Raw genomic sequence first — 22,218 nt, 5'->3', positions numbered from 1 at the left:
ACATGAGCTTAGCAAGCCTGATGACATAAAAAAACCGGTCCAAATTTGGACCGGTTTCCTAACTGTATAGGTTATTCTTTTAATTATCATCGTCGATCTGCCCGGTACGCGCATACCCCGACACCACGAAGGTATCCACCGGATTCTTGGAGAAGACGATCTGGAAATAGATACTATCGGTCTTGACGCCGGTCCTGGAGGTCGTCCCCTTGGGAAAAACCCGGCCATTATAGATGGACAACGTCTCGGAGGAAGAGGTATCCCCGGACCAGTAGTTGTTTTCCAGGTTCGTCCCGCTAAAGGTCAGGGCGGTGTATTGCAACCCGGCTTTTACCTTGAAGCTGGCATAGCTTATACCATAGGTATAATAGACGAGGTTGCCGCCATCCAGGTCCGCGTTCAGGCTTTGGAGCGGATCGTCCACCCAGATCGAATCCTCCGTGTTGGAGGAGGTGTTGTACGTCGTCAGGAAAAAGTAAGGCGACAGCGTCGTCGATCCCTGCTGCAGCGTCACCCACCAGTTCCCCGCGGCGTTCTGCGCCATGGTCTGACCCGGGCTGGGCAACGTCCTTTTACAGGCCGTCATGGACAGGAGGGTCAGGATGCCGAGGCCGTATATGATGTTTATCTTTTTCATTGTCTACTGTTTTGTTGATGATCCAATCCTTACTTTCCCCACCATACCGGCGTCTGCATCGGTACCTGGGCTGGTGTGTTTGTGTTCCGGGAACGCTCGTCGTAAGGGAAGACAAAGCGCTTGGGCAATTCGCCTGCCGGCAGCACCGAGTTCTTGCCGACGACCAGCTGGCCGGGGATATAGTTGGGATCGGTGGAATACACCGGGCTTTGGGTGGGGAAACCGGTCCGTACGAAATCGAAATAACTTTCGATCCCGTGACAGCCATAGGGCGCCGCGGCCCATTTCTGCCGGAGGATTTGCTGGAGCGGGGTCAGGGCCGCGCCATTCTCCATTTCAGCCCCCCAGGCATAAACGCCGCCGGGCGCGATGTAGGAAGACGCGTCGAGGCCTAACGCGGAGAAAGCAGCGGTTACCCCTTGCTCGTACAGCCCTTTCGCTTTAGACCCGCCAAAGTACCGGACGTCGGCCTCGGCTTGCATGAAATACGACTCCGCCGTGGAAATGAATTCCACGGGGTCGGTCGAGGTCTCTACGAATACGGCGGCCTTTGAATACGTGGGATCGGCGCCGTGGTAGTCGCCCTGGTTGACGGAATAGGGGTTTGATGAACCGAAGAAGGAATTCACGCGTGGGTCGCTGTTCTGCACCAGCCAGGACACGAAAGTGGTGCTCGCCCGCAGGTTGTCCCCGGTATTCAATTCCCGGATGTTCTGCTCGTACATCGGGTTTTCTTTCCCAGGGTTGTCGGTGAAGTTGGTGAAAGCGGCGTCCTTCGTAAGAAAGGTTGCGCCGCCGGTGTACAAGGCCTGGATACCCGACTGCGCGAGGGCCGGCTGGGCGTTCACCATCCGGAGGTACATCTTCAGCTTGAGCGTATTGGCAAAAGCGATCCAGCTGTCGATGTCGCCCGAAAAGATCGGGTCGAGGGAGGCCGACGATACCGTACTGTTTGTATTGGCCGTAAAATCCTTACCCATCGCGTCATCCAGGCTTGCGATCAGCGCCTGGTATACGGTAAAGCCGCTATCGAACTTGGGCTGCAGGTTGTCCTTGCCTTCCAATGCCTGGGTATACGGTATCTGGTCGTACAGGTCTACGAGCACTTCCGTGGTATAAGCCTTCATGACCGTCGCCATCAGGTAGTACGTCCAGTCCTGGGTGGAATCGGCACTGTTGATACAGAACTGGTAGTTGAGCAGACCGCCCGTATACAGGTTGTCCCACGGCCCGTCGACGAATCCGTCCGTGGCGGGCATGTTATAAGAGTCGACGTCGGTGTACTGGTTCGCAAACGCGCTTTGGGCGAAAAATTGCGACCACATCCCGCCGACGATGGCGAGGTCGCCGCCCACATATCCGGTCGTGGCCAGGACGCCTGCGGGAAAGACCACCGCGGGTGTGCCCTGATCGTAGGTCGGGAAGTTCGGGTTGGTGTTGATGTTCAAAGTCCTTTTGCAGCCGGGACCCATGAACGCCATGGCTGCCAAACCCATGCCCGCCGCTATATATTTATTCAAGAGTTTCATACGCTGTTGTTTAGAAAGACAGTTTTAAGATGAGACCATATTCCTTGGTGAGCGGAGCAGCGGCGAATTCACCCAGTTCACCCGTCAGGTCGTTGCCGAGGTTGGTGGCTTCGGGATCGACATAGACGTTATTCTTCGGCGTCCACAGCAGGAAGTTCCGGCCGTATACCCCGATTTGCGCGTTCGACGCGTGGATACGGGTGGCGAAATGGCTCGGCAAGGTATACGTGAGGTTGACGTCGCGCAGCTTCAGGAAGGAGCGGTCGATCATCCGCATCTGGGAAGCGGTACCGGCGTTTTGCGTGGGATAGTAGTAACCCCAGGTGTTGTCGGATTGACCGGAGCCGAGGCCGCCGATGTAGGTGGTATTTTCCTGGTAACCGGTCACCTTACCACTGGCGTCCGTAAGAGCGTTAACGGAATTGGGTATGATAAAGGGCCTGCGGTCGTTGTAGGTCGTCACGACGCTGTTGCCAACGAACATCGACAAGTCGGCGGTTTCGCTATACATCACCCCGCCATAGCGGAAGTCGAGCGAACCGGACAGGGAGAAATCCTTATACGTAAAGGTGTTGGATAAGCCCATCATGTACGTGTACAATCCCGTGCCATAATACCCGTTGGCATTGCCGAACTGGTCCAGCGCCTGGAGGTTCTGGGTCGGGTAACCGGTCGTGGCGTCCACGATGGTTTGACCGTTGGGCGTCTTGGCGGCCACCGGTCCGTAAATAGAGGCCACGGTCTTGCCGACCACCGCCCGCATTTCCACGGCATACGCCGAGGTCAGCAGCGGATTCTGTGTAGCGCCCGAAAGACTCAGCACCTTGTTCCAGTCCCTCGAAAAGGTATAGGTAAAGTTCCAGGTAAAGTTCCGGGTCTCTACCGGTTTGACGTTCAGCGTCAGCTCGATCCCCTTGTTGCCGACCGTACCGAGGTTTTCGACCAGGTACAGATAGCCCGAGGAGGGCGCGATGGGCACGGGGAAGATCTGGCCTTTTGTCTTCTTATCATACAACGATACGTCGAGTCCGATCCGGTCCTTCAGGAACCTTGCTTCGGCGCCCACCTCGAATTCATTGGTAAAGATGGGCTGCAGGCTTTGGTTCCCGATCGTGGTATTCACGCCAAAGGCGCCGATGCTGTTAAAGGGAGCGGTCATCGTACCATACGGCAAGGTTACGGACCCGGTACCCAGCGAGGGCAACACCAGGTAGGGGCTGGGGTCGGAGCCCGTACGACCGTAGGCCGCGCGGAGCTTGAGGAAAGAGATCGCGCTGTTGGAGCCCAGTAGCTGCGATGCCACCCAGCTCAGGTTGGCCCCGGGATAGAAAATGGAGTTGTTGTTGATCGGCAGGGTGGAAGACCAATCGTTCCGGATGTTCCCCGTCAGGAACAACTGGTCCTTGTACCCCAGGGTAGCCTGGGCGTAAGCCCCGATGCGCCGCTGGTTGAAGCTGGCGTCGAGGGGTACCGCCGGGCTGGTGGTATTGGATAGGTTGAAGAAGCTCGGTACCAGCAGGTTGGTGATCGTCGTCGACACCGACTTGGTCTGGCTCTGGTAGAAGTTACCGCCGGCAAGCGCGTCCAGGTGGAAACTGGAGCCCAGGTCGGTTACATATTTTACGATCAGGTCTCCGTTGATGATCCCGAAGTGGTCGAGCCCCTGGGTAACCTGGCCGATGTCGGGCGTCCGGGAAGAACCTTCGGGATTGGTCGCGTCGGGACCATCCCAGGTGCCCGCCAGGGCGGACGCCTTCTGTTTCCAAATGAAGGTGTTGGCGTCCGTGAAGTCGCCACCCAACCGGAACTCGGCGCTCAGGGCGTTGGTGAACTTGTAGTTCATGTCCACGTTCCCGAAGAAACGATCCAGCTTCTGCTGGTTACCGTTCTCGTTGACCCCGAAATACGGGTTCTCCGCGTAGGGGGTGAAGAAGTTGTTGATGTTGTTGTATACGCTGTTGTAGTCCTTGAAGCTCTTGATGGGAATGTCGACCGGGATCTGGAGGAGTGACTCGAAAACGCCCCCGCCGCTGCTGGTGCTTTGCCCGGTGTTGGGCACGTTCAGCTTCTGGTTGACATAATTGAAGGAGGTATTGATCGAGAACCGGCCGTAGTTGCTGTTGGTGCGGAGCGAAAAGGTATTCCGCTGCTGCTGGTCGGACTTGCCAGGGACGACGCCGTCCGCGGTCACGTTGCCATACGAAAAATAGAAACGGTTGGTTTCGGTACCGCCGGAGAGCGACAGGTTGTTGTTGTAGGCAGTCCCGGTCGTGTAGAAGTCGCGGATATTATTGTTGACGAAAGAGAAGGGCTTCTCTTGGCTGACACCGTTGACTTCCGCACCCCAGGGACGGACGACGCCATCCAGGCGCGGACCCCAGCTGCCGTTCTCGTCGGATACGAATACGCCGCCCCACCCTTGTCCGAATTCCTTTTGCATGTCGGGGAGCTTACCCACCCGGCTGAAGTTCGCGGAGCCGCTGTAGTCGACGTGCAGCTTCCCGGCGCGGCCGCGGCGGGTGGTGATGATGATGGCCCCGTTTTTGGCCAGGCCGCCATACAGGGAGGAGGCCGCCGTGCCCTTCAGGACCGTGATGGATTCGATGTCGGCGGGGTTGATGTTGTTCATCCCGTTACCGAAGTCGGCCCCGTCGGTACCCATGACGGATTGTTGGTACTGCCCGTCGCTCATCGGTACGCCGTCGATGACGTACAGCGGTTGGTTGCTCCCCCCGCTGATGACACCATAGCCCCGAAGCACCACTTTCGTGGAAGAACCCGGACCACCGGTGTTGGAGATGTCGGCCCCGGCGATCTTTCCTTCCAGGCCGTCAAGGGCGCCTGTCACACCGTTCTTGGTGATCGCCGTATTGTTAAAGGTCTGGGTGGCATAACCGATCCGCGCCTTCTGTTGGGTCTGTCCCAGCGCGGTTACGACGACTTCCGTCATCGACGTGCTTTTGCGCGACAGGGAGACGTCCAGGCGGTCCTGGTTGGTGATGGTGATTTCCTTACTTTCAAAGCCGGTACCGCTGATAACCAGCACGTCACCGCTTTTTACCTGGAGGGCGAACCGACCGTCGGGGTCTGCGCTTACGCCTTTATGGGTCTTTCTGAACTGGACGGAGGCGAATGCCGCCGGCTGTCCCTGGTCATCTGTAATCCGTCCTTGTAACAGTCTGGTCTGCGCATAGGTCCATAGGGAGCAAAGAAGCATTGCCCCCATTATCGAGAATTTTCTCATGAAAAATGCAGTTTAAGTCGTTTGGAAAAAAGCTGTCTTGAAAAAGGGGAGGTAGGGGCATAGGACAGGTAGCCCCCCAGGAGGAATAGGGATTCTCTCATAATCTCTGATGTTTAGTTTTTACAATGGTCCCATAGCATACTATGGGGAATTAGTCGTCAAATGTATATTAAAGGAATATTAATTCGGAAATCATTAACCATTTTTTTATAGACATTTAAGATTATCCAGATGCTGCATATTATTTTTTTCATTAAAGCTTGCCCACCCGCTACCTGAATTCGATACCTTTGCGGCATGCAAAAAATCGACGGCAAACTGGTCTCCCAGGCAGTGCGGGATGACCTGGCCCAAAAGGTTAAGGAACTGGCAGCCAAAGGACAACGAGCCCCACACCTGGCGGCCATCCTGGTGGGGAACGATGGCGGGAGCGAGACGTATGTAGCCGCCAAGGTCAAGGATTGCGAAGAGATCGGCTTTGGCTCCACGCTCACCCGGCTCCCCGACACCATAACCGAACACGCCTTGCTGGACGAGATCCGGAAGCTCAATCAGGATTCCGAAATAGACGGTATAATCGTCCAACTACCCCTCCCCCGACATATTTCACCGGAAAAAGTCATCAATACCATCGACCCCGGTAAGGACGTCGACGGGTTCCACCCCGAAAGCGTGGGCCGGATGGTCGGGGGCATGCCCACCTTCGTGTCGGCCACGCCCTTCGGGATCATGATGCTGCTGGAGTACTATAAAATTGAAACAAAGGGTAAGCATGCCGTGGTGATCGGACGGAGCGCGATCGTCGGGACCCCGGTGAGCATCCTCCTGAGCAGGAACGCCTACCCCGGTAACTGTACCGTGACCCTGTGCCACTCCGCCACACCGAATATCCGTGACCTTTGCCTCCAGGCTGACATCGTCGTCGCAGCCATCGGCAAGCCCGGTTTTGTCACCGGCGACATGGTCAAACCGGGAGCGGTCGTCATCGACGTGGGCACCACCCGCGTTGCCGACCCATCCAAAAAAACGGGCTTTAGCCTCAAAGGCGACGTGGCCTTTGACGAGGTCGCGCCCCTGGCTTCCTTTATCACCCCCGTCCCGGGGGGGGTGGGACCGATGACCCGCGCGGCGCTGATGAAAAATACGTTCCTTGCCTACGAAGCAAGGCGTACCTTTACACCATGATCGCCCCTGCCGATACCGAAGTTTTACTGCCCGTCATGGAGTCCTTCTACACCCTTCAGGGTGAGGGCGCCTATCAGGGCCGGGCCGCCTGGTTTATCCGCCTGGGCGGCTGCGACGTGGGTTGTGTATGGTGCGACGTCAAGGACAGCTGGGACGCCGCCAGGCACCCGCTCAAAAGCGTACGGGCGCTCGTGGCGGAAGCCTCCGCCCAACCGGGCCGCATAGCCGTTGTCACGGGGGGCGAGCCCCTCCTCCACGACTGTGGCCCGCTCACCCGGGCCCTCCACGAAGCAGGCTTCCGTACGCACATCGAGACCTCCGGGTCCGCGCCCCTCACGGGCGACTGGGACTGGATTTGCCTGTCCCCCAAGAAATTCAAGGCGCCCCTGCCGGAGATACTGCCCCTGGCTGACGAGCTCAAGGTCGTCCTCTACAACCAGCACGACTTCGCCTGGGCGGAACAATACGCGGCCCAGGCCGGCCCCTCCTGCCGGTTGTTCCTGCAACCGGAATGGAGCAGGGCGGACCGGATGACGCCCCTGATCGTCGATTATGTCAAGGCACACCCGGAATGGACCCTGTCCGCCCAGGTGCATAAATTCATCCATGTGCCCTAATCCCATGCGCATCATTCTCTTACTCATATCGCTTTCGTTTTTCCTGCCCACCCGCGCGCAACACTACAACCCCGACAAGATCGATCGCAAGGCCGTCGACTGGTACAACATGGCCCTGAACGAGCTGTCCTCCAGCAATGACCGTAGAAGGGCGTTGCAATACCTGAACGAGGCCCTCGACGCCGACACCGGGTACATAAACGCCCACCTCACCAAGGCGGGCATCTACGCCGATATGAAGGACTACCGCGCATCGGTCGCAGAATACGAAAGGGCCCGGTCCATGGACACCGCCTATTTTTTCGATATGGACCTACCCTACTCCATATCCCTGGCCGGGGTAGGCGACTTCAACTCGGCGCTCATAGCGGTGAAACGATACCTGACGATCCCCAAGTTGAACGACCGCGCCCGGGGAGCGGCCCTGTACCGGCAGCAAACCTACCAGTTCGCCCTCGACATGGCACGGGAGCAACACCTGTCCAGTTACGTATTTGCCCCGGTCAACCTCGGGGACAGCATCAATTCCAAAGCTTCCGAATACCTGCCGTCCCTGACCCTGGACGGCAAGACCCTCGTCTTTACCCGTAACGTGAACGGGAACAACGAAGACTTTTACGAGAGCCACCTGGGCGCGGACGGCAAATGGAGCCTGGCCCGTCCCCTGGGCGGCAACATCAATACCCCTGACAACGAGGGCGCGCAGAACATTTCGCAGGATGGGAAGATGCTCGTTTTCACCGGTTGCAACCGGCCCGACGGCTATGGCAGCTGCGACATCTACTACGCCCTCAAAACCCGCCAGGGCTGGTCCACCCCCTTGAACATCGGCGAGCCGATCAATACCGAGTTCTGGGAATCCCAGCCCAGCCTCTCCCCCGATCAACGCGACCTTTATTTTGCCGCGCGGGACCCCAGCGGTTTTGGCGGAAGCGACATCTGGGTCAGCCACCGGTTACCCAACGGCGCCTGGGGCAACCCACAAAACCTCGGACCGAACATCAACACCAAGGGCGACGAAAGCTGCCCCTTCATCCACCCGGACAACCAAACCCTGTACTTCACCTCCAACGGCCTTCCCGGCTATGGAGGCACCGACCTTTTCGTCGTCCACAAGGACTCCACGGGCCGCTGGGGGAAACCGGTCAACCTCGGCTACCCGATCAATACCATCGACAACGAAGGCGCGCTCACCATCGCCGCCGACGGCAAGACAGCCTACTACGCCACCGACCGTAGCGACAGCCGCGGCGGTCTGGACATCTATACCTTCGAGCTGCGGGAAGGCATACGTCCCTTCCGGACCCTCTGGGTAAGGGGAAAGGTGTTCGACAAAAAGACAAAGGAAGGACTGCCCTCCAGCGTGGACCTCACCGACGTCCACGGCGGCCAGGCCATCGCCCGGGCGCAGACGGACGAGGACGGCAACTACCTCATCACGCTCCCGGTGGGCAAGGAGTACGCCTTTGCCGTCCACCGCAAGGGCTATCTGCTGTATTCGGAGCACTACGACTTTTCCCAAAAAGCGCCCGACTCCACCTATGAGGTCAATATCCCCCTCCAGCCGTTGGAGCCCAACGCCAGCATCATCCTCAAAAACATCTTCTTCGACACCCGGAAATTCGACCTCAAACCCGAGTCCGTCGTGGAGCTGGACGCCGTCGTACAGTTGATGAAAGAGAACCCCACGCTTAAGATCCAGATCAGCGGTCATACGGACAACGTGGGGTCCGATAAGGATAACATGGTACTCTCGAATGCGCGCGCGATTTCTGTCATCAACTACCTGATGGTCCACGGCATCGCCCCCAATCGTCTGGTCGCCAAAGGCTATGGCGCTACCAAACCCATAGCCGACAACGCTACCGAGGCCGGCCGCGCCCAGAACCGCCGCACCGAGCTCACCGTCATCGCCAATTAGCTCCTAGCTTGCACGTCATAACAGACGTAGCATGATCTCCGATGAAGAAAAGTATTACCGCATCGCGCTCTCCGTCACACCCCGGTGCGGCCCCGTGCAGGTCCGCCGTCTGCTCGACCAATACGGTTCGGCCACGGCGATATTCCGTTCGAAAGCGGTCCGCGCCGGCACCGACTTTGCCGCGGTAGACCAAACCCTCGACTTTGCGCGGCGTCACGACATACGCCTGATCTGCCCCGGGGAAAGCGCCTATCCCTGGCTCCTGTCTCAATGTTATGACGCCCCGATCATATTATTTTACAAGGGCGTCGCGGACCTCAACCCCGCTCACACTATCTCGATCGTAGGGACCCGTACGCCCAGCGACTATGGTCGAAAGGCCGTCGGCAAACTGGTGGGGGAGCTCGCGCCCTATGGTCCCACAATCGTCAGCGGGCTGGCCGACGGCATCGATACGCTGGCCCACCGGCTCGCCCTGGAGCACGGGCTGCCGACGATAGGCGTCCTCGGCCATGGTTTGGACATCGTCTATCCCGCGGGTAGCCGGCAACTTTCCAAAGCCATGGCAAAAAAAGGCGGGCTGCTGACCGAGTTCCGCACGGGAGTCAAACCGGAAGCATTTCGTTTCCCGCTGCGAAACCGGATCATCGCCGGTATGACCGAAGCCACCGTGGTGATCGAATCGGGACAAAAGGGCGGCAGCCTGATTACCCTCGAGCTGGCGCGCGGCTATGAACGTACGGTCTTCGTCGTCCCCGGACGGATCACAGACAAAAACAGTACCGGCTGTAACGACCTGCTGGCTACCGGCCATGTACACTGCCTCACGGGCGCGGCCGACATCGCGCAGCAACTGAATTGGCCCCAACCAACCACACCGTCGGATGACCGTGATCCGCTGACGCACCTCCGCCAAAATAGCGACGCCCTCCACATCGACGATCTCCTTACCCTTTCCGGCCTCCCTCCCGCCGAGCTTGCCACAAAACTCCTCGACCTGGAGATGAGACGCGTTGTCGACCGCCTACCGGGAAACCGCTACAGGCTTCATTCCTAGCCGGAAGCAAGCTCGCCATTTGGGTCGAATACCAATTTTACCATACCTTTGCACATGGCGACAAGAATTATTCCCTCGGATTCGCAATCCCTTTCCTCCAGATTTTATGGTGAAGGTCTGACCTTCGATGATGTGCTCCTGATGCCTTCCTATTCCCAGGTACTGCCCCGGGAAGTGGATATCCGTTCCAGGCTTACAGCCTCGATCACCCTGAATGTGCCGATGCTCTCGGCGGCCATGGACACCGTTACCGAAGCCACTTTGGCGATCGCGCTGGCGCGGGAAGGCGGTATCGGCATCCTCCACAAGAATATGCCCATCGACAGACAGGCCGAGCAGGTGCGGAAGGTGAAGCGCAGTGAATCGGGCATGATCATCGATCCCATCACCCTGCACCATGACGCCACCATCGGCGACGCCCTGAAGCTGATGAAGGATAACAAGATCGGGGGAATACCCATCGTCGACAACGCCGGTAAGCTGTCCGGCATCCTCACCAACCGGGACCTGCGCTTCGAAGACGACGTCCGTCGCAAGGTTTCGGAAGTCATGACCGTCGAAAACCTCATTACCGCCCCCGAAGGCACCGACCTGAAGGGCGCGGCCATCATACTCCGCCACCATAAGATCGAAAAACTGCCGGTCATCAAAAACGACGGGACGCTGGTGGGCCTGATCACCTACCGGGACATCCTGCAGGTCCAAAGCCACCCCAACGCCAACAAGGACGGCTATGGACGCCTCCTGACCGGGGCGGCCCTCGGGATTACCCAGGACATGCTCGACCGGGCGTCCGCGCTGCAGCACGTGGGCGTGGACGTGGTGGTGCTGGACAGCGCGCACGGTCATTCGAAGGGTGTCATCGACGCCCTCAGGCGTCTGAAGAATGCCTTTCCAAAATTACAGGTCGTCGCCGGGAACGTGGGTACCGCGGAAGGCGCCAAGGCGCTGGCGGAAGCCGGGGCGGACGCCGTCAAGGTTGGGATCGGCCCCGGGTCCATCTGCACCACCCGTATCGTGGCGGGAACGGGCGTTCCCCAGCTCACCGCCATCCTGGAAGCAGCAGCCGCCACCAAACCGTTGGGCGTACCGGTCATCGCCGACGGGGGTATTCGGTATACGGGGGACATGGTCAAGGCGCTGGCAGCCGGCGCCGGTGCAGTTATGATGGGGAGCGTTTTCGCCGGGACGGAAGAGAGCCCCGGGGAAACCATCATCTACGAAGGCCGCAAATTCAAACAATACCGCGGGATGGGCTCCATTGGAGCGATGCAGCAGGGCAGCGGGGACCGGTACTTCCAGGACGTGGAAGACGGGATAAAGAAATTGGTGCCGGAGGGAATCGAGGGGCGTGTCCCGTATAAAGGTTACCTTTCGGAAATCGTCCAGCAGTTCACGGGCGGTCTCCGGGCGGGGATGGGTTACTGCGGGGCCGGCGATATATCGGCCCTCCAGAGCGCCACGTTCGTCAAGATCACCAATGCCGGGATGAAAGAAAGCCACGCTCACGACGTGGAGATCACCAAAGAATCCCCCAACTATCATCGCTAAACATATGCAAAGAAAAAGCCTCTGGCAGCACCCGGTATTTCTTTCGGTAATATCGGGTGTTTTATTGTGGGGAAGCTGGCCCACCTCCCCCCTGACCCCGCTGATCTTTTTCGCCTGGGTACCCTTGCTCTCGCTGGAGGCGCGCAGCACCCGGCTGTTGCGGTTCTGGCTCCTGACCTGGCTGACGATGCTCGTCTGGAACGTCGCGACTACCTGGTGGGTCGGCAATACCACCGTGCCTACCAGCGGCATCCTGGCCAACGTCCTGAACGCGCTGATCATGACGGTCCCCTGGCTCGGCTATTGGAAGACCCGGCGGCGTTTTGGACAGACGGCGGGTTTCGTGTCGCTGATCGCCTATTGGCTCACGTTCGAGTACATCCATCTCAATTGGGAGCTCAGCTGGCCATGGCTGACGCTGGGGAACGTCTTCGCCCTGCACCCCGGTTGGGTACAGTGGTATGAATGGACCGGCGCCAGCGGCGGAACCATTTGGGTATGGGCGGTGAATATCCTGATATTCGTTTCGCTCAACAGTCCGCGCCGCGCCCGCGCGGCGGCCCTCGCGATCGCCCTCCCGCTCCTGTTGTCGATCAGCATCCGCGCCTACCGGGCCCCGCTCAGGGACATCCCGAAGAACGGGCCCAATATCGTCGTCGTCCAACCCAACATAGACCCCTATAACGAGAAGTTCCAAAACGGCACCGAGGTCCAGCAGCTGGCAAAGCTCATCGCCCTGAGCGACACTGCCGTCGATACCGCCACCGACGCGGTGATCTGGCCCGAAACCGCCATCCCCTTCGCGGTCGACGAGAGCCGCTTCTGGCAAACCCCCGTACTGAAACCGATCGAGGCTTTCCTGGAGCGGCACCCCCGGGTGCGGCTGCTCACGGGTCTGGCGGGGTACCGCACGCTCCCCGCCGATACCAGTACCGCGGCCATGCGGCACGACGACGCGACCGGGCAGAACTACGAAGAGTACAATACCGCCCTCGAAACCGACACCTCCGGTCGTTTGGAGTTCTACCATAAAGGCAAACTCGTTCCCGGGGCGGAGATCATACCCTATACCTGGCTCTTCGGCTTCCTGGAAAAAATGTCCCTGGACATGGGCGGCACCAGCGGCACCCTGGGCAGGGGTGCCGACCGCGTCGTCTTCAGCCCGACCGCCAGCGGCTACCGGCTGGCGCCGATCATCTGTTATGAAAGCATCTACGGCGCTTACGTTACCGGTTACGTCCGCAACGGCGCCACCGTCCTGGCCGTCATCACCAACGATGGCTGGTGGGGGGACACCGAAGGCTATCGCCAGCACCAGCAATACGCCCGCCTGCGCGCCATCGAGACCCGCCGCTGGGTGGCGCGGAGCGCCAATACAGGTATTTCCTGCTTTATCGACCCGCTGGGAAAAGTATACGACGCTCAGCCTTATAATACAATGGCCGCGATCAAGATGCGCGTCCGGCCCCTGACCGTCATGACCCTGTTCGACCGTTGGGGCGACTGGCTGAGCGTCCTGGCTACGGCGTGGACGCTCTTGGCACTGGGCGCCGCGGTGGTGCTCCGCGTACAGCGGCTCTTCGGCCGGCGAGTTCCCGGGCCCAAACCATAGCCCATGCAAAAAACACACAACGCGATCGCATACGAAGACACCGGCAAAGGCCCCATCGTCGTGCTCCTGCACGGCTTCGCCGAAGACAGCACCGTCTGGAAACACCAGGTCGCCCATCTCTCGGTGCACTACCGCGTCATCGCGCCCGACTGGCCTGGTAGCGGCCTGTCGCCCAAAAAGGATACCGCCCCGTCGATGGAACACTTCGCCGACCTCCTCCACGCGATCCTGTCGCACGAATCCATCGACCGCTGTGCCGTCATCGGGCATTCGATGGGCGGATACGTCGCCCTCGCCTTTGCCGAGGCCTATGCGGGGTTACTGACCGGTCTGGGACTCTTCCACTCGACCGCCTTCCCCGACACAAAAGAAAAAATCCAACTCCGGCGGCGCGCCCAGGAATTCATGCGCGAGAACGGCGCCGCGCCTTTCGTACGCCAGTCGACACCCAACCTTTTCGCCGCGACGTTTAAAGAGCAGCACCCGGATGAAGTGACGGCGCTTGTAGACCGCTCGTCCGTCTTTACCGCGGACACGCTCATCGGATATTATGAAGCCATGATCGAAAGGCCCGACAGGACTCGCGTGCTCGCAGCATGCGATGTCCCGGTGCTGCTTATCGGCGGCGCGCAAGACAACGCCGTACCCATCGCCGACACGCTGCGCCAGTCGCCCATGGCCGCCACCACTTTCCTCCACGTGCTGGAAGACGTCGCGCACATGGGTATGTGGGAAGCGCCGATCGCCTCGGAAAAGATCCTGACCGACTATCTTGGATACATCTACAAACGCACTATATGACAAAGATCGTTCTCGTCACCGGCGCTACCTCGGGTATCGGCGCCGCCTGCGCCCGTAAATTCTCCGCCGAAGGATACAACGTGATCGCCACCGGACGTCGTGCCGACCGGCTCGACGAGCTCAAAGCGTCCCTGAAAACTGACATGCTCCCGCTCGTATTCGACGTACAGGACAAGGCCGCCGTATTCCAAACGCTACAGAACCTACCCAAAGCCTGGCAGCCGATCGACGTCCTCGTCAACAACGCCGGTCTCGCCCTCGGCCGGGACTACTTCGATGAAGCCAGCCTCGACGACTGGGAAACCATGATCGACACCAACGTCAAGGGCCTTTTGTACGTATCCCGCGCGATCCTCCCGCTGATGACCGCCCGCGGCCGCGGTCACATCATCAACCTGGGGTCGACCGCCGGAAAGGAGGTCTATGAAAAAGGGAATGTTTATTGCGCTACCAAGTTCTCCGTCGCCGCCATCAGCCAGGCCATGCGCATCGACCTCCTCCGTCACGGGATAAAGGTCACCGCCATCCACCCCGGCGCGGTCGAGACCGAATTCTCCGTGGTCCGTTTCAAGGGCGATAAAACCACCGCCGATTCGGTCTACGCCGGCATCGAGCCCCTGGTTGCCGAAGACGTGGCGGACACCATCTATTACACGACCACCCTGCCCGACCACGTCTGTATCAACGACCTGGTCATGACCTGCACCCAGCAGGCGAATTCAATGTATATGTACCGGAAATAACAGCCCCGCGCGGGCGCCGCCGCCCTCGTTACTGAGACAGGCTCACCTTGAACTCCAACCCCATCCGCGTCAGGCTCGTCGGCGGTGACGACGATATGTACGGTATGATCCGTTGCTTGTCGTAATACAGCCGTACGTTGATCCGCTTGTTGACCGCGTAGTCGATGCTGGGATCGATCTTGATCTGCCGGCTGCCGGCCACGGGCGTCGTCAGGTTCTGGTCGAGGATGCTGTTCGACGTAGCGTTGTTGGAGAAGGTCAGGTCCAGTTTAAAGACCAGGTCGTTGTCCAACCGGTGGGTGTCCTTACCCGTGAACGGCACCTTGAAAGGGAGCAACAGGCCCTTTTTCCGCCACGTCCCGCCGATCGTCACCTGGGAATTGTGAACCTCGCTCACCTGGTAGTCGACGAGGCTCAGGCTGATTGTCCTTCCCTTGGAATAGGAGAACCGGATGTTGGCATTGTTCATCGTCGTCACGTCGATGCCGATCAGGGGGCTGAACTGCTCTGAAATCGTCGTGTTGGGTACGTAAAAGAACGGTACGAAGCTGCGGGAGATAGTATCGATAAAACCGGGCCAGCCGTATCCCATGGGGTCGTCGTACGTCAGGTTCGTGGAAAAGCCGTTCATGGCCAGGTTGCCGACATAGTTGTCGGTTATGTTGATGCTCCGGAATATGTCCGAAAGGAAAGGCAGCTTCGCCAGGCCGCTATACGTGATCTTCCAGTTGGGCAATGGCTTATACCCCGCGAAGGGATCGGTCCTGATGTTCTTGTTCTCCTGGCCCATCAACGCGATCTTGTTGGGGTCCTGACCCGTATAGGCGGCGATAAAGGCCGGCACCAGCACGTCCTGGGCGTACTGTCCATAACCCAGGTAGTAACCGCCGGTGGGGAAGTAGCCCTGGCTGTAGGGATTGGACATCCCCAGGCGTTTGGACAGCGCGCCCCGGTAGGTCTGGAAGTTGAGGAACGTCTGCGACGTCACGTTCGGGTTGAACGGCTTGAACAATGTCTTGAGCGCGATGTATGAAACGTTGAACCCGCCGCTGGCATAGGGCGTCAGGTGACTGAAGTCGCCGTTGCCCAGGGTATCCTTGAACAGCTCCGAGTAGTTCTTCTGGAACGACTTCGTCATCGTCAGGGTTATCTGCAGGTCGCGTATGGGCGAAAGGACAGCTTCGGCCGTAAGCTCCTGGTCATACGTCTGCTGGAGCATCTGGTTGAACGACGTATCCCTCGTCAGCCAGCCCTTTCTGGCCGCGCCTTCCAGCCAATTGGCGTTGGGCTGGCTCCCGAAAACGAAGGGGACCCCCGGGGCGCCCGTGTGCCAGTCGCCGCCAAAGGCGACGGCGCTGTCCGTAAAGCCGGGGAGATAGGTCGAGTAGTTTTCCGAATAGGTAACGCTGACCGTCTTTAGCGAAGTGATCAGGTGCCCGAAGATCACCGCCAGGTCGTTCCTGGCCAGGTTGGAGACCTTGGGCGCCGGGGGTTGGGAAGGCGGCCGTTTATTTTTGGCGGTGGACGTGTCCTTCTTGGGTTTGTTCTGGGCCGCCAGGTCGAGCGCGTTGAGGTCCCGGAAGAACCGCAGCTTGCTGTACAGCTTGTCCATGCTGATCTGCACCTTCGCCGACCGGGCGGAGCTGTTCTGGATCGTGTTCCCGAAATTCAGCCCCAGCTCCTGCTGCAGCTGGCTGGCCGCGGTCCATTGATAGGTCGAATTGTAGCCGATCGCCGCCGTGGTGACCCAGTCGAGCGCCGGTATCTTCGACAAGGGCAGGTTGTACGTAACGCTCGTGGTCTGCCGCCACATCGTATTGCGGCCGCCTTTGAAGAAGTTGTGCCAGACGCTGTCCTTCTTATGGCCGTTGTCGATACGCCCGTCCGGTTCGTCGACGCGCGCGCTGTCCAACGCCTGGATCGAGACGTTGATGGATTTGGTGGGGTCCCAGCCCAGACCGTACGTCTTGGCGATGCTGAAATACTTGTTATAGGTTTCCGGTATCTGGTATACGTTGGAGTCGACCACGCCGGGGACGAGGATGTTCCTGGACTGCTGGGCGCCGAACTGCCGGTTGACGTCTTCCCGGAACAGCAGCAGGGAGGGGCGTCCGTTCACGTTGAAGTCCCGGATGGCATTCAACCACGGTGACTTCCACTTGGGTTTTACTTTTTTGAAGGGTTGCCAGAAGTGCGGCTGACCGTTATAGGTGTACCCGATACCGGCATAGTATTTTTTCAGGAAGTCCTCGCTCAGCGTGGGGCTGTGGTGTTTGCTCTCGGTGAAGGAAAAGCTGAAGTCCAGGTTGGAAATATCCAGCAGCTTCGGTTTCTTGCCGTTGGTCTTCAGCTTTTTGACGTTGGTGAAGTTCACCGTCGTGATCGACTGGGCCTCCACCGCGTAGTTCTTGATCGAGTCCTTGGCCGCCTTGCCCTTGATCAGGCTGTATTCTTCCTTCAGCTTTACGTCCTCGTTGAACGGATCGTACTCCGGCGTACTGACCGTCTGCGAATAATCCGCGAAAAAGGGAACCGATATATTGGCCTTCTTGGGCAGCAGCTTGCCCAGCTCCAGGGTGGTGGATACGTCCAGCTGGGTCGTGGTCGCCAGTGAGCGCTCGCCGACGTTCTGGTCGATCGTCCCCCACCCCACGGTCTTGACGCTCCCCGAGGCGCTGACGCGACCCAGGTCGGCCAGTTGTATGTCGACCCTGCCCTGGGCGGCATACCCGCCCTTTTCGTTCAGCCCGCTCAACCGGAGCTCGTCCACCCACACCTCGGTGCTGATGGGCGTCACCCCCCCGGAGTTCTGGATCGAGATCAATACCCCGCTCACCTGCCCCAGGTTGGGAACACCCATGACCGAATATGTGACGCCGCCGCCGTGCGGTTCGGTATACTTGGCCGTTACCGGCCGCCCGCCACGGCGCAGCTTTAGTTGCACCAGGTCATCCAGCGTGAGGTCGAGCTGGTTGGCCGTGGGCCAGATCGTGGTATCCACCGTAGAGCCGGGCGGAGTTACCTGAAGGGGTATCTTGATTTCATAAAAGTTGTTCACGAAGTCCTGCCCGATACGGATGACGGCCGTCGTCTGCCCGTTTTGCAGGTTGCCTCCCCCGGCTACCGCCTCGGAGTGGATGAACATTTGCATCCGCTTGTACTGGCGGAGGTCGAGGTTCGTCGTCTTGTACACGGCCCGCCCGTCCCCGGGTTGGAGGTTATGTATCTGGAGCGACATCGACTGCTCGTTCTGGAGCAGCGTCACGTTGTTGGAGCTCAGGTACTGCTGGCGCTGCACACCCGGCGGGATCACGTAGGGGATCGGCGAACGCTGGTCGTCCTGCTCGATGTTCACCGAGGTGACGTTGAAGGTCGTCGCCTGGGTGTTGCCGACGGGTTCGTACTGGCCGCTGGAGTCGATGTTGTACGGGAAGGTGCGCCACTGGTTGCGGACCAGCTGCAGCTCGGCAAAACGGAGGACCGTCGCGGTGTCGATAAAGTCCGCCATGTACATCCGCATGAACTGGATGGAAGTGAAGTCCGGGATGCTGCCCACCTTGGCTTCGTAGGATTCGATCGGTATGCGGAACTGGTACCAGACTTCCGTACCCTGGTGGCCGTCGAGATACGTAACGGTGACGTTACGGCGGTCGGTGATGAAGTTCTTCCCGATCTGCATCGACGTATCGTTAGGCATCTTCAGGTCGACGTGGTACTGGAAGTATTCCTCGTCGGTGTTCATGGTATTGTCGCCGTTCAGGTCCTCGTTGTCCGGGTACAGCGTGGCCGCCGTGGAATAGGTGGCGTTGGAGTTGACCACGGGGGAGTTGCCCTCGGTGTTGTTGTATAGCTTATACCGGTTCAGGATACTTGCGTTGTAGGAGTCGTAACGCGCGTCCCGGTAGTGGACGTAGTCGTCGGAGGAGGGGTCGGCTCGTGCGGCCGCCAGGGACGCGGGATTGGTGACCCGCTGCGCCAGCTGCGTCAGGTATGGCCCGCGGGTAATCGCTTCCGCGGTATCGTTCATCCCGTCCAGGCCAATGTCCTGGAACGGCCGTTCACCGGGGTCGTTGCTAAACGCATTGGTGATCTGGATCGGGTTCCGGGGCACGTTCCCCCAGACCGAGGTATCCTCCGGGGCGGGGTTGGCGGGCGTGTTCAACCCGTTTTCGAAGAAGTGCTTGCCGTCCTTTAATATGTCCTCGCTGATGTTCCCGAGGTTGAAGTACAACCGGCCGCCCTTGCTGCCGGATTGACCGGGCTGCTCCTGCGCGATGAAGGGGTCCTGCAGCCAGAATTCGATGTACTCGATGTTCCCCGTCTCGAAGTCGGTCTGGTCGAGCGAGCGCATGATACCGCCCCAGCGGTTCTGCGGGTTGGTCAGGTTGCCGTTATTGTCCACGTCCCCCTGGGCGTTGTCATAGTTGTACTGACCGCGTTGGAAGGGATAATAGGCCAGGTCGAAGGAGACCAGCTGGTTCTGACCGATATCCGTCGTCTGCTGCGGGAACAGCTCCTGGTAGGCAAGGGGACGCACCCTGGGGTCCGAGAGGGCGACGTTGGCGTTCTTGATCGGGTTGTTGCTGCTGTTGGGGTCCTGGAGCGTGGTTTCGATGTTGTACCAGGCCAGACGCGCGCGGTTCTTGCCGTAGTCAAGGTTGTCGTTCAGCGACGCTTCCGGGAACCTGACCCTGCCCGCGGTGTCCGTTGCGCCGTAAGGCGTACTGGCGGCCACCCAGCTCGTAAAGGGGAAACGCATATCCACCCCGCTGGACGAGGCTTCGAAGTCGTCGATATATACCGCACCGCTGGTGCCCGACCCGATCTGGGGCGGGTGCCCGGGTATCAGCTTGGCCACCTCCGCCTGCGCCTGGATGTTCGACGGCGTGGTCGTCGGGTATAGGCTGCTCAGCCACTTCGTCATGCGCGGGAAATCGGCCTGGTAGTTCGCGTCCACGCCTACCATGGCGTTGTTGATGGGGTCTTCCCCGTATTGCACCTTGGTATAATAGGGCCGTTCCGCGAGCTTTTCAAAGGTCGCGCCCAGGGCCAGCTTCTCCGAAGGCCGGTTGATGGCCTGGTAGTCCAGCCGCAACCCCATGAAGTTGCGCTGCTGGAGGCCATAGGTCCCGTTGTTCTCGTAAGAGACGTTTACAGGCACGCCCGAATTGAGGAGCGCCTGGTTGACGATCTTGACGGTGCCGAGGTTATAGTCCACGATATAGTCCTGGCCTTCTTTTAGCGTGGTCCCCCCCGAGGTCACGGTGACCGAGCCCGGCGGGATGTTGAAGGCGCCCAAGCTCACCGAATTGGAAGAAGTCCCCTTGTAGGAACCCTTGAGCTCGAACCGGTCGAGCTGCGGGGATTGCTGCGCCTGCCACTGCAACGAGTCGTACATCAGGTAAAAAAGCGTATCCCGCACGTTGGCCGGAATGGTAGGGTAGATGACGCTTGCCAGGTCCCGCCCGAAAGGTTGAAGGGTCGGGAAGATGATCTTCGAGAACTGCGGCAGGACGGTGAAGTTGGGTATGAAGTCGAAGACCCCGTCCGGCTGGGGGTCGTTATTGCTGTTGAGCTTGTCCAGTCCTTCCAGGGTCAGCAGGGGTGTCCCCTTCGTGGCGCCGCCGCCAAAGGGCACATACGTCTTGGTGCCACCCCCCGGCTGATTATACAGGACGTTCAGCACGAAACCCTGTTGCTGGAGGGTGCCGCTCCCGATGGAATAGACGTTTTTCATCATCAGGTTCCAGATGGGCAGCGACGGCCGGGGTGCGGTGGCCTTCAGCAGTTTCAGGAAAAGCGTCTGCTGGTTACCAGCCGCGTTGGCAGCGGTATCGGGCGTAATGTCGGTGGAGAACTCACCCACCTGGTAGATCTTCCCGTTGTACGAGTATTGGTAGGCCACCGCCAGCACGTCGTTTGGCTGGAGCTGGCTGTTGACGCAAATAAAACCCGCCTGCGGGTTGAAATAATATTCGGAGGCGTTCAGCTTCCGGGCGTATACCTGTTCATAGTCCGTTACCTGGCTCAGACCCAGGCCCTGCAGCCGGGAGCCGACCTGGGTGACGTCCCGGAAAGCGGGGTTGCCGGTCACCGCCGCATACAGGCTGTTGGCGCCATTCTGGGGAAAGGGGGAGGTCGTCAGGGGATGCACCACCGCGGTATTGGCGGGCTGGTTTTCCCCCAGGTCCGCCAGACCCACCACGATCCGGTTGTTTAGGGTGGCGCCCTGCCGGTTGGTGACCCATACTTCCAGGCGGAGGATGTTCACCTGGGAGGTAATCACCGGCGCTGTCGCCATCACCTTATTGTAGTTATTGACGAAGTATTGGGCCAGGAGGAAGTCCCGGTTTACGTCATACTGGCTGGATTTCAGGTCGAAGGTTTGCGACGCCTGTCCGCCCTGGAGGGTCACCGACTGGGTGGCCGCCTTCTGGTTGGCGATGGCCGCGGTCACGAACAATTTCCCGAACTGCAGCTGCGCCTTGATCCCGAACAGGGACTGGACGCTGGGGATCAGCGCGCTTTTGGTGGTGAAGTTGATGTTGCCCGCCTCGATCTTCTTGATGATGTCGTCCGTGGTCCCCGCGTATTCCAGCTTTAGCTGGTTTTCAAAGTCGAAGGTGGACTGGGTATTATACTGGATGGGAAGCTTGAGCTTATCACCTATGCTGGCGTTTACGTTCACATTGGCATTCATCTGGAAGTCGAAGCCGCCGTTCGCCCGGGCCCTCTCCGGGAGGGTCGGGTTGTCGATGCGCTGACCCTGGTAACCAACGGATACGTCTATGAGACCCTGGGTTTTATAGTCGAGCTTCGGTATCCCCGTGGTGGAGAATATCCGGTTGAAAAAACTGGGGTGAACCTGGAAATTGGGATCGTCGATGTTGCGGTTGAGGGCGCTCAAGGCGTCGGCCCGTTGCTGGAAGTAGTTCCGTTCGGCCTGGTCGCTGAGTATTTTGAAAAGCTCGTCGAAGCTATAGCTGACCGGCATACGATAGTAGGTCTTGCCCACCTTCTCGTAAATCAGGTAACGGTTAGTAACAGGGTCGTAAACGATGGAGTCCTTGATGTTGGAGGGATCGCGGAGGTTTATCCCCTGGAGCCGTTGGACGGAAAAAGGGTCCCCTCTCCTGTCTTCAATAGGATAGTGCAAGGTATCCTTTGAAGCCGGCAGTATAGTCGTGTCTGGTTGAGTCCATTTCTCGTGTCCACCCCCCCAGGCCTTTGAGCCCGGCAGGATAGACCAAAAGGCGATAAGCAACAAGGCCACGACAAAGTGCTGTCGTGTACGGGTCAAATTCTCTAAGCTGTTTTTCAC

General features: G+C 59.2%; 12 protein-coding genes. 8 read left to right on the top strand and 4 right to left on the bottom strand.

Annotated features, from left to right (window positions below; genetic code table 11):
- Window positions 1-79: 79 nt before the first annotated feature.
- From VL547_RS17585 to VL547_RS17575, 3 genes are read right to left on the bottom strand one after another with little or no spacing between them, the layout of a single operon-like run.
- Complete coding sequence (locus VL547_RS17585) at window positions 80-637, bottom strand: lipid-binding protein (protein ID WP_325580283.1); 558 nt, start codon at window positions 635-637, stop codon at window positions 80-82.
- A 29-nt stretch (window positions 638-666) separates the two neighbouring features.
- Window positions 667-2,166: a SusD/RagB family nutrient-binding outer membrane lipoprotein gene (locus tag VL547_RS17580; protein ID WP_325580281.1), complete on the bottom strand. Its 1,500-nt coding sequence runs from the start codon at window positions 2,164-2,166 to the stop codon at window positions 667-669.
- Between the two features lie 10 nt (window positions 2,167-2,176).
- Window positions 2,177-5,392, bottom strand: a complete 3,216-nt coding sequence (locus VL547_RS17575) for a SusC/RagA family TonB-linked outer membrane protein (RefSeq protein ID WP_325580280.1) — start codon at window positions 5,390-5,392, stop codon at window positions 2,177-2,179.
- Window positions 5,393-5,707: 315 nt separating this feature from the next.
- Between VL547_RS17575 and VL547_RS17570 the strand changes: the two genes are divergently transcribed.
- From VL547_RS17570 to VL547_RS17535, 8 genes are read left to right on the top strand one after another with little or no spacing between them, the layout of a single operon-like run.
- A complete protein-coding gene (locus tag VL547_RS17570) occupies window positions 5,708-6,595 on the top strand; it encodes a bifunctional 5,10-methylenetetrahydrofolate dehydrogenase/5,10-methenyltetrahydrofolate cyclohydrolase (protein ID WP_325580278.1) in 888 nt (295 codons plus the stop codon).
- Window positions 6,592-7,212, top strand: coding sequence for a 7-carboxy-7-deazaguanine synthase QueE (locus VL547_RS17565; RefSeq protein WP_325580276.1), 621 nt, complete (start codon window positions 6,592-6,594; stop codon window positions 7,210-7,212). Before VL547_RS17570 ends, VL547_RS17565 begins: the two co-directional genes overlap by 4 nt.
- A gap of 4 nt (window positions 7,213-7,216) precedes the next feature.
- Window positions 7,217-9,133 (top strand): OmpA family protein, encoded by a 1,917-nt coding sequence (locus VL547_RS17560; protein WP_325580274.1) that lies wholly within the window; start codon window positions 7,217-7,219, stop codon window positions 9,131-9,133.
- A gap of 31 nt (window positions 9,134-9,164) precedes the next feature.
- On the top strand, window positions 9,165-10,190 hold the full coding sequence (gene dprA / locus VL547_RS17555; RefSeq protein WP_325580272.1) for a DNA-processing protein DprA: 1,026 nt from the start codon (window positions 9,165-9,167) through the stop codon (window positions 10,188-10,190).
- Window positions 10,191-10,244: 54 nt separating this feature from the next.
- On the top strand, window positions 10,245-11,741 hold the full coding sequence (gene guaB, locus VL547_RS17550; RefSeq protein ID WP_325580270.1) for an IMP dehydrogenase: 1,497 nt from the start codon (window positions 10,245-10,247) through the stop codon (window positions 11,739-11,741).
- A gap of 4 nt (window positions 11,742-11,745) precedes the next feature.
- Window positions 11,746-13,353, top strand: coding sequence for an apolipoprotein N-acyltransferase (lnt, locus tag VL547_RS17545; protein WP_325580268.1), 1,608 nt, complete (start codon window positions 11,746-11,748; stop codon window positions 13,351-13,353).
- Window positions 13,354-13,356: 3 nt separating this feature from the next.
- Window positions 13,357-14,154 (top strand): alpha/beta hydrolase, encoded by a 798-nt coding sequence (locus VL547_RS17540; protein WP_325580266.1) that lies wholly within the window; start codon window positions 13,357-13,359, stop codon window positions 14,152-14,154.
- Window positions 14,151-14,897 (top strand): SDR family NAD(P)-dependent oxidoreductase, encoded by a 747-nt coding sequence (locus VL547_RS17535; RefSeq protein WP_325580264.1) that lies wholly within the window; start codon window positions 14,151-14,153, stop codon window positions 14,895-14,897. The genes VL547_RS17540 and VL547_RS17535 overlap by 4 nt, the downstream gene beginning before the upstream one ends.
- A gap of 28 nt (window positions 14,898-14,925) precedes the next feature.
- Here the strand turns inward: VL547_RS17535 and sprA are convergent, their stop codons facing one another.
- The gene (sprA, locus tag VL547_RS17530) at window positions 14,926-22,197 is read right to left on the bottom strand and encodes a cell surface protein SprA (protein WP_325580262.1); all 7,272 of its coding nucleotides are present in this window, start codon (window positions 22,195-22,197) and stop codon (window positions 14,926-14,928) included.
- Between the last annotated feature and the right edge of the window lie 21 nt (window positions 22,198-22,218).

Origin of the sequence: Dinghuibacter sp. (genome assembly GCF_035492835.1) — a bacterium.
Classification (GTDB): domain Bacteria; phylum Bacteroidota; class Bacteroidia; order Chitinophagales; family Chitinophagaceae; genus Dinghuibacter.
The sequence above is the reverse complement of the archived record's forward strand: the minus strand, read 5'-3'. Positions and strand labels throughout refer to the sequence as shown.

What these genes read in the sequence shown, in the direction of transcription:
- VL547_RS17565 (WP_325580276.1), top strand. Translation starts at nt 6,592, where the DNA reads ATGATCGCCCCTGCCGATACCGAAGTTTTACTGCCCGTCATGGAGTCC.
- VL547_RS17535 (WP_325580264.1), top strand. Translation starts at nt 14,151, where the DNA reads ATGACAAAGATCGTTCTCGTCACCGGCGCTACCTCGGGTATCGGCGCC.
- VL547_RS17585 (WP_325580283.1), bottom strand. Translation starts at nt 637, where the DNA reads ATGAAAAAGATAAACATCATATACGGCCTCGGCATCCTGACCCTCCTG.
- dprA (WP_325580272.1), top strand. Translation starts at nt 9,165, where the DNA reads ATGATCTCCGATGAAGAAAAGTATTACCGCATCGCGCTCTCCGTCACA.
- VL547_RS17570 (WP_325580278.1), top strand. Translation starts at nt 5,708, where the DNA reads ATGCAAAAAATCGACGGCAAACTGGTCTCCCAGGCAGTGCGGGATGAC.
- guaB (WP_325580270.1), top strand. Translation starts at nt 10,245, where the DNA reads ATGGCGACAAGAATTATTCCCTCGGATTCGCAATCCCTTTCCTCCAGA.
- VL547_RS17580 (WP_325580281.1), bottom strand. Translation starts at nt 2,166, where the DNA reads ATGAAACTCTTGAATAAATATATAGCGGCGGGCATGGGTTTGGCAGCC.
- VL547_RS17560 (WP_325580274.1), top strand. Translation starts at nt 7,217, where the DNA reads ATGCGCATCATTCTCTTACTCATATCGCTTTCGTTTTTCCTGCCCACC.
- VL547_RS17575 (WP_325580280.1), bottom strand. Translation starts at nt 5,392, where the DNA reads ATGGGGGCAATGCTTCTTTGCTCCCTATGGACCTATGCGCAGACCAGA.
- VL547_RS17540 (WP_325580266.1), top strand. Translation starts at nt 13,357, where the DNA reads ATGCAAAAAACACACAACGCGATCGCATACGAAGACACCGGCAAAGGC.
- lnt (WP_325580268.1), top strand. Translation starts at nt 11,746, where the DNA reads ATGCAAAGAAAAAGCCTCTGGCAGCACCCGGTATTTCTTTCGGTAATA.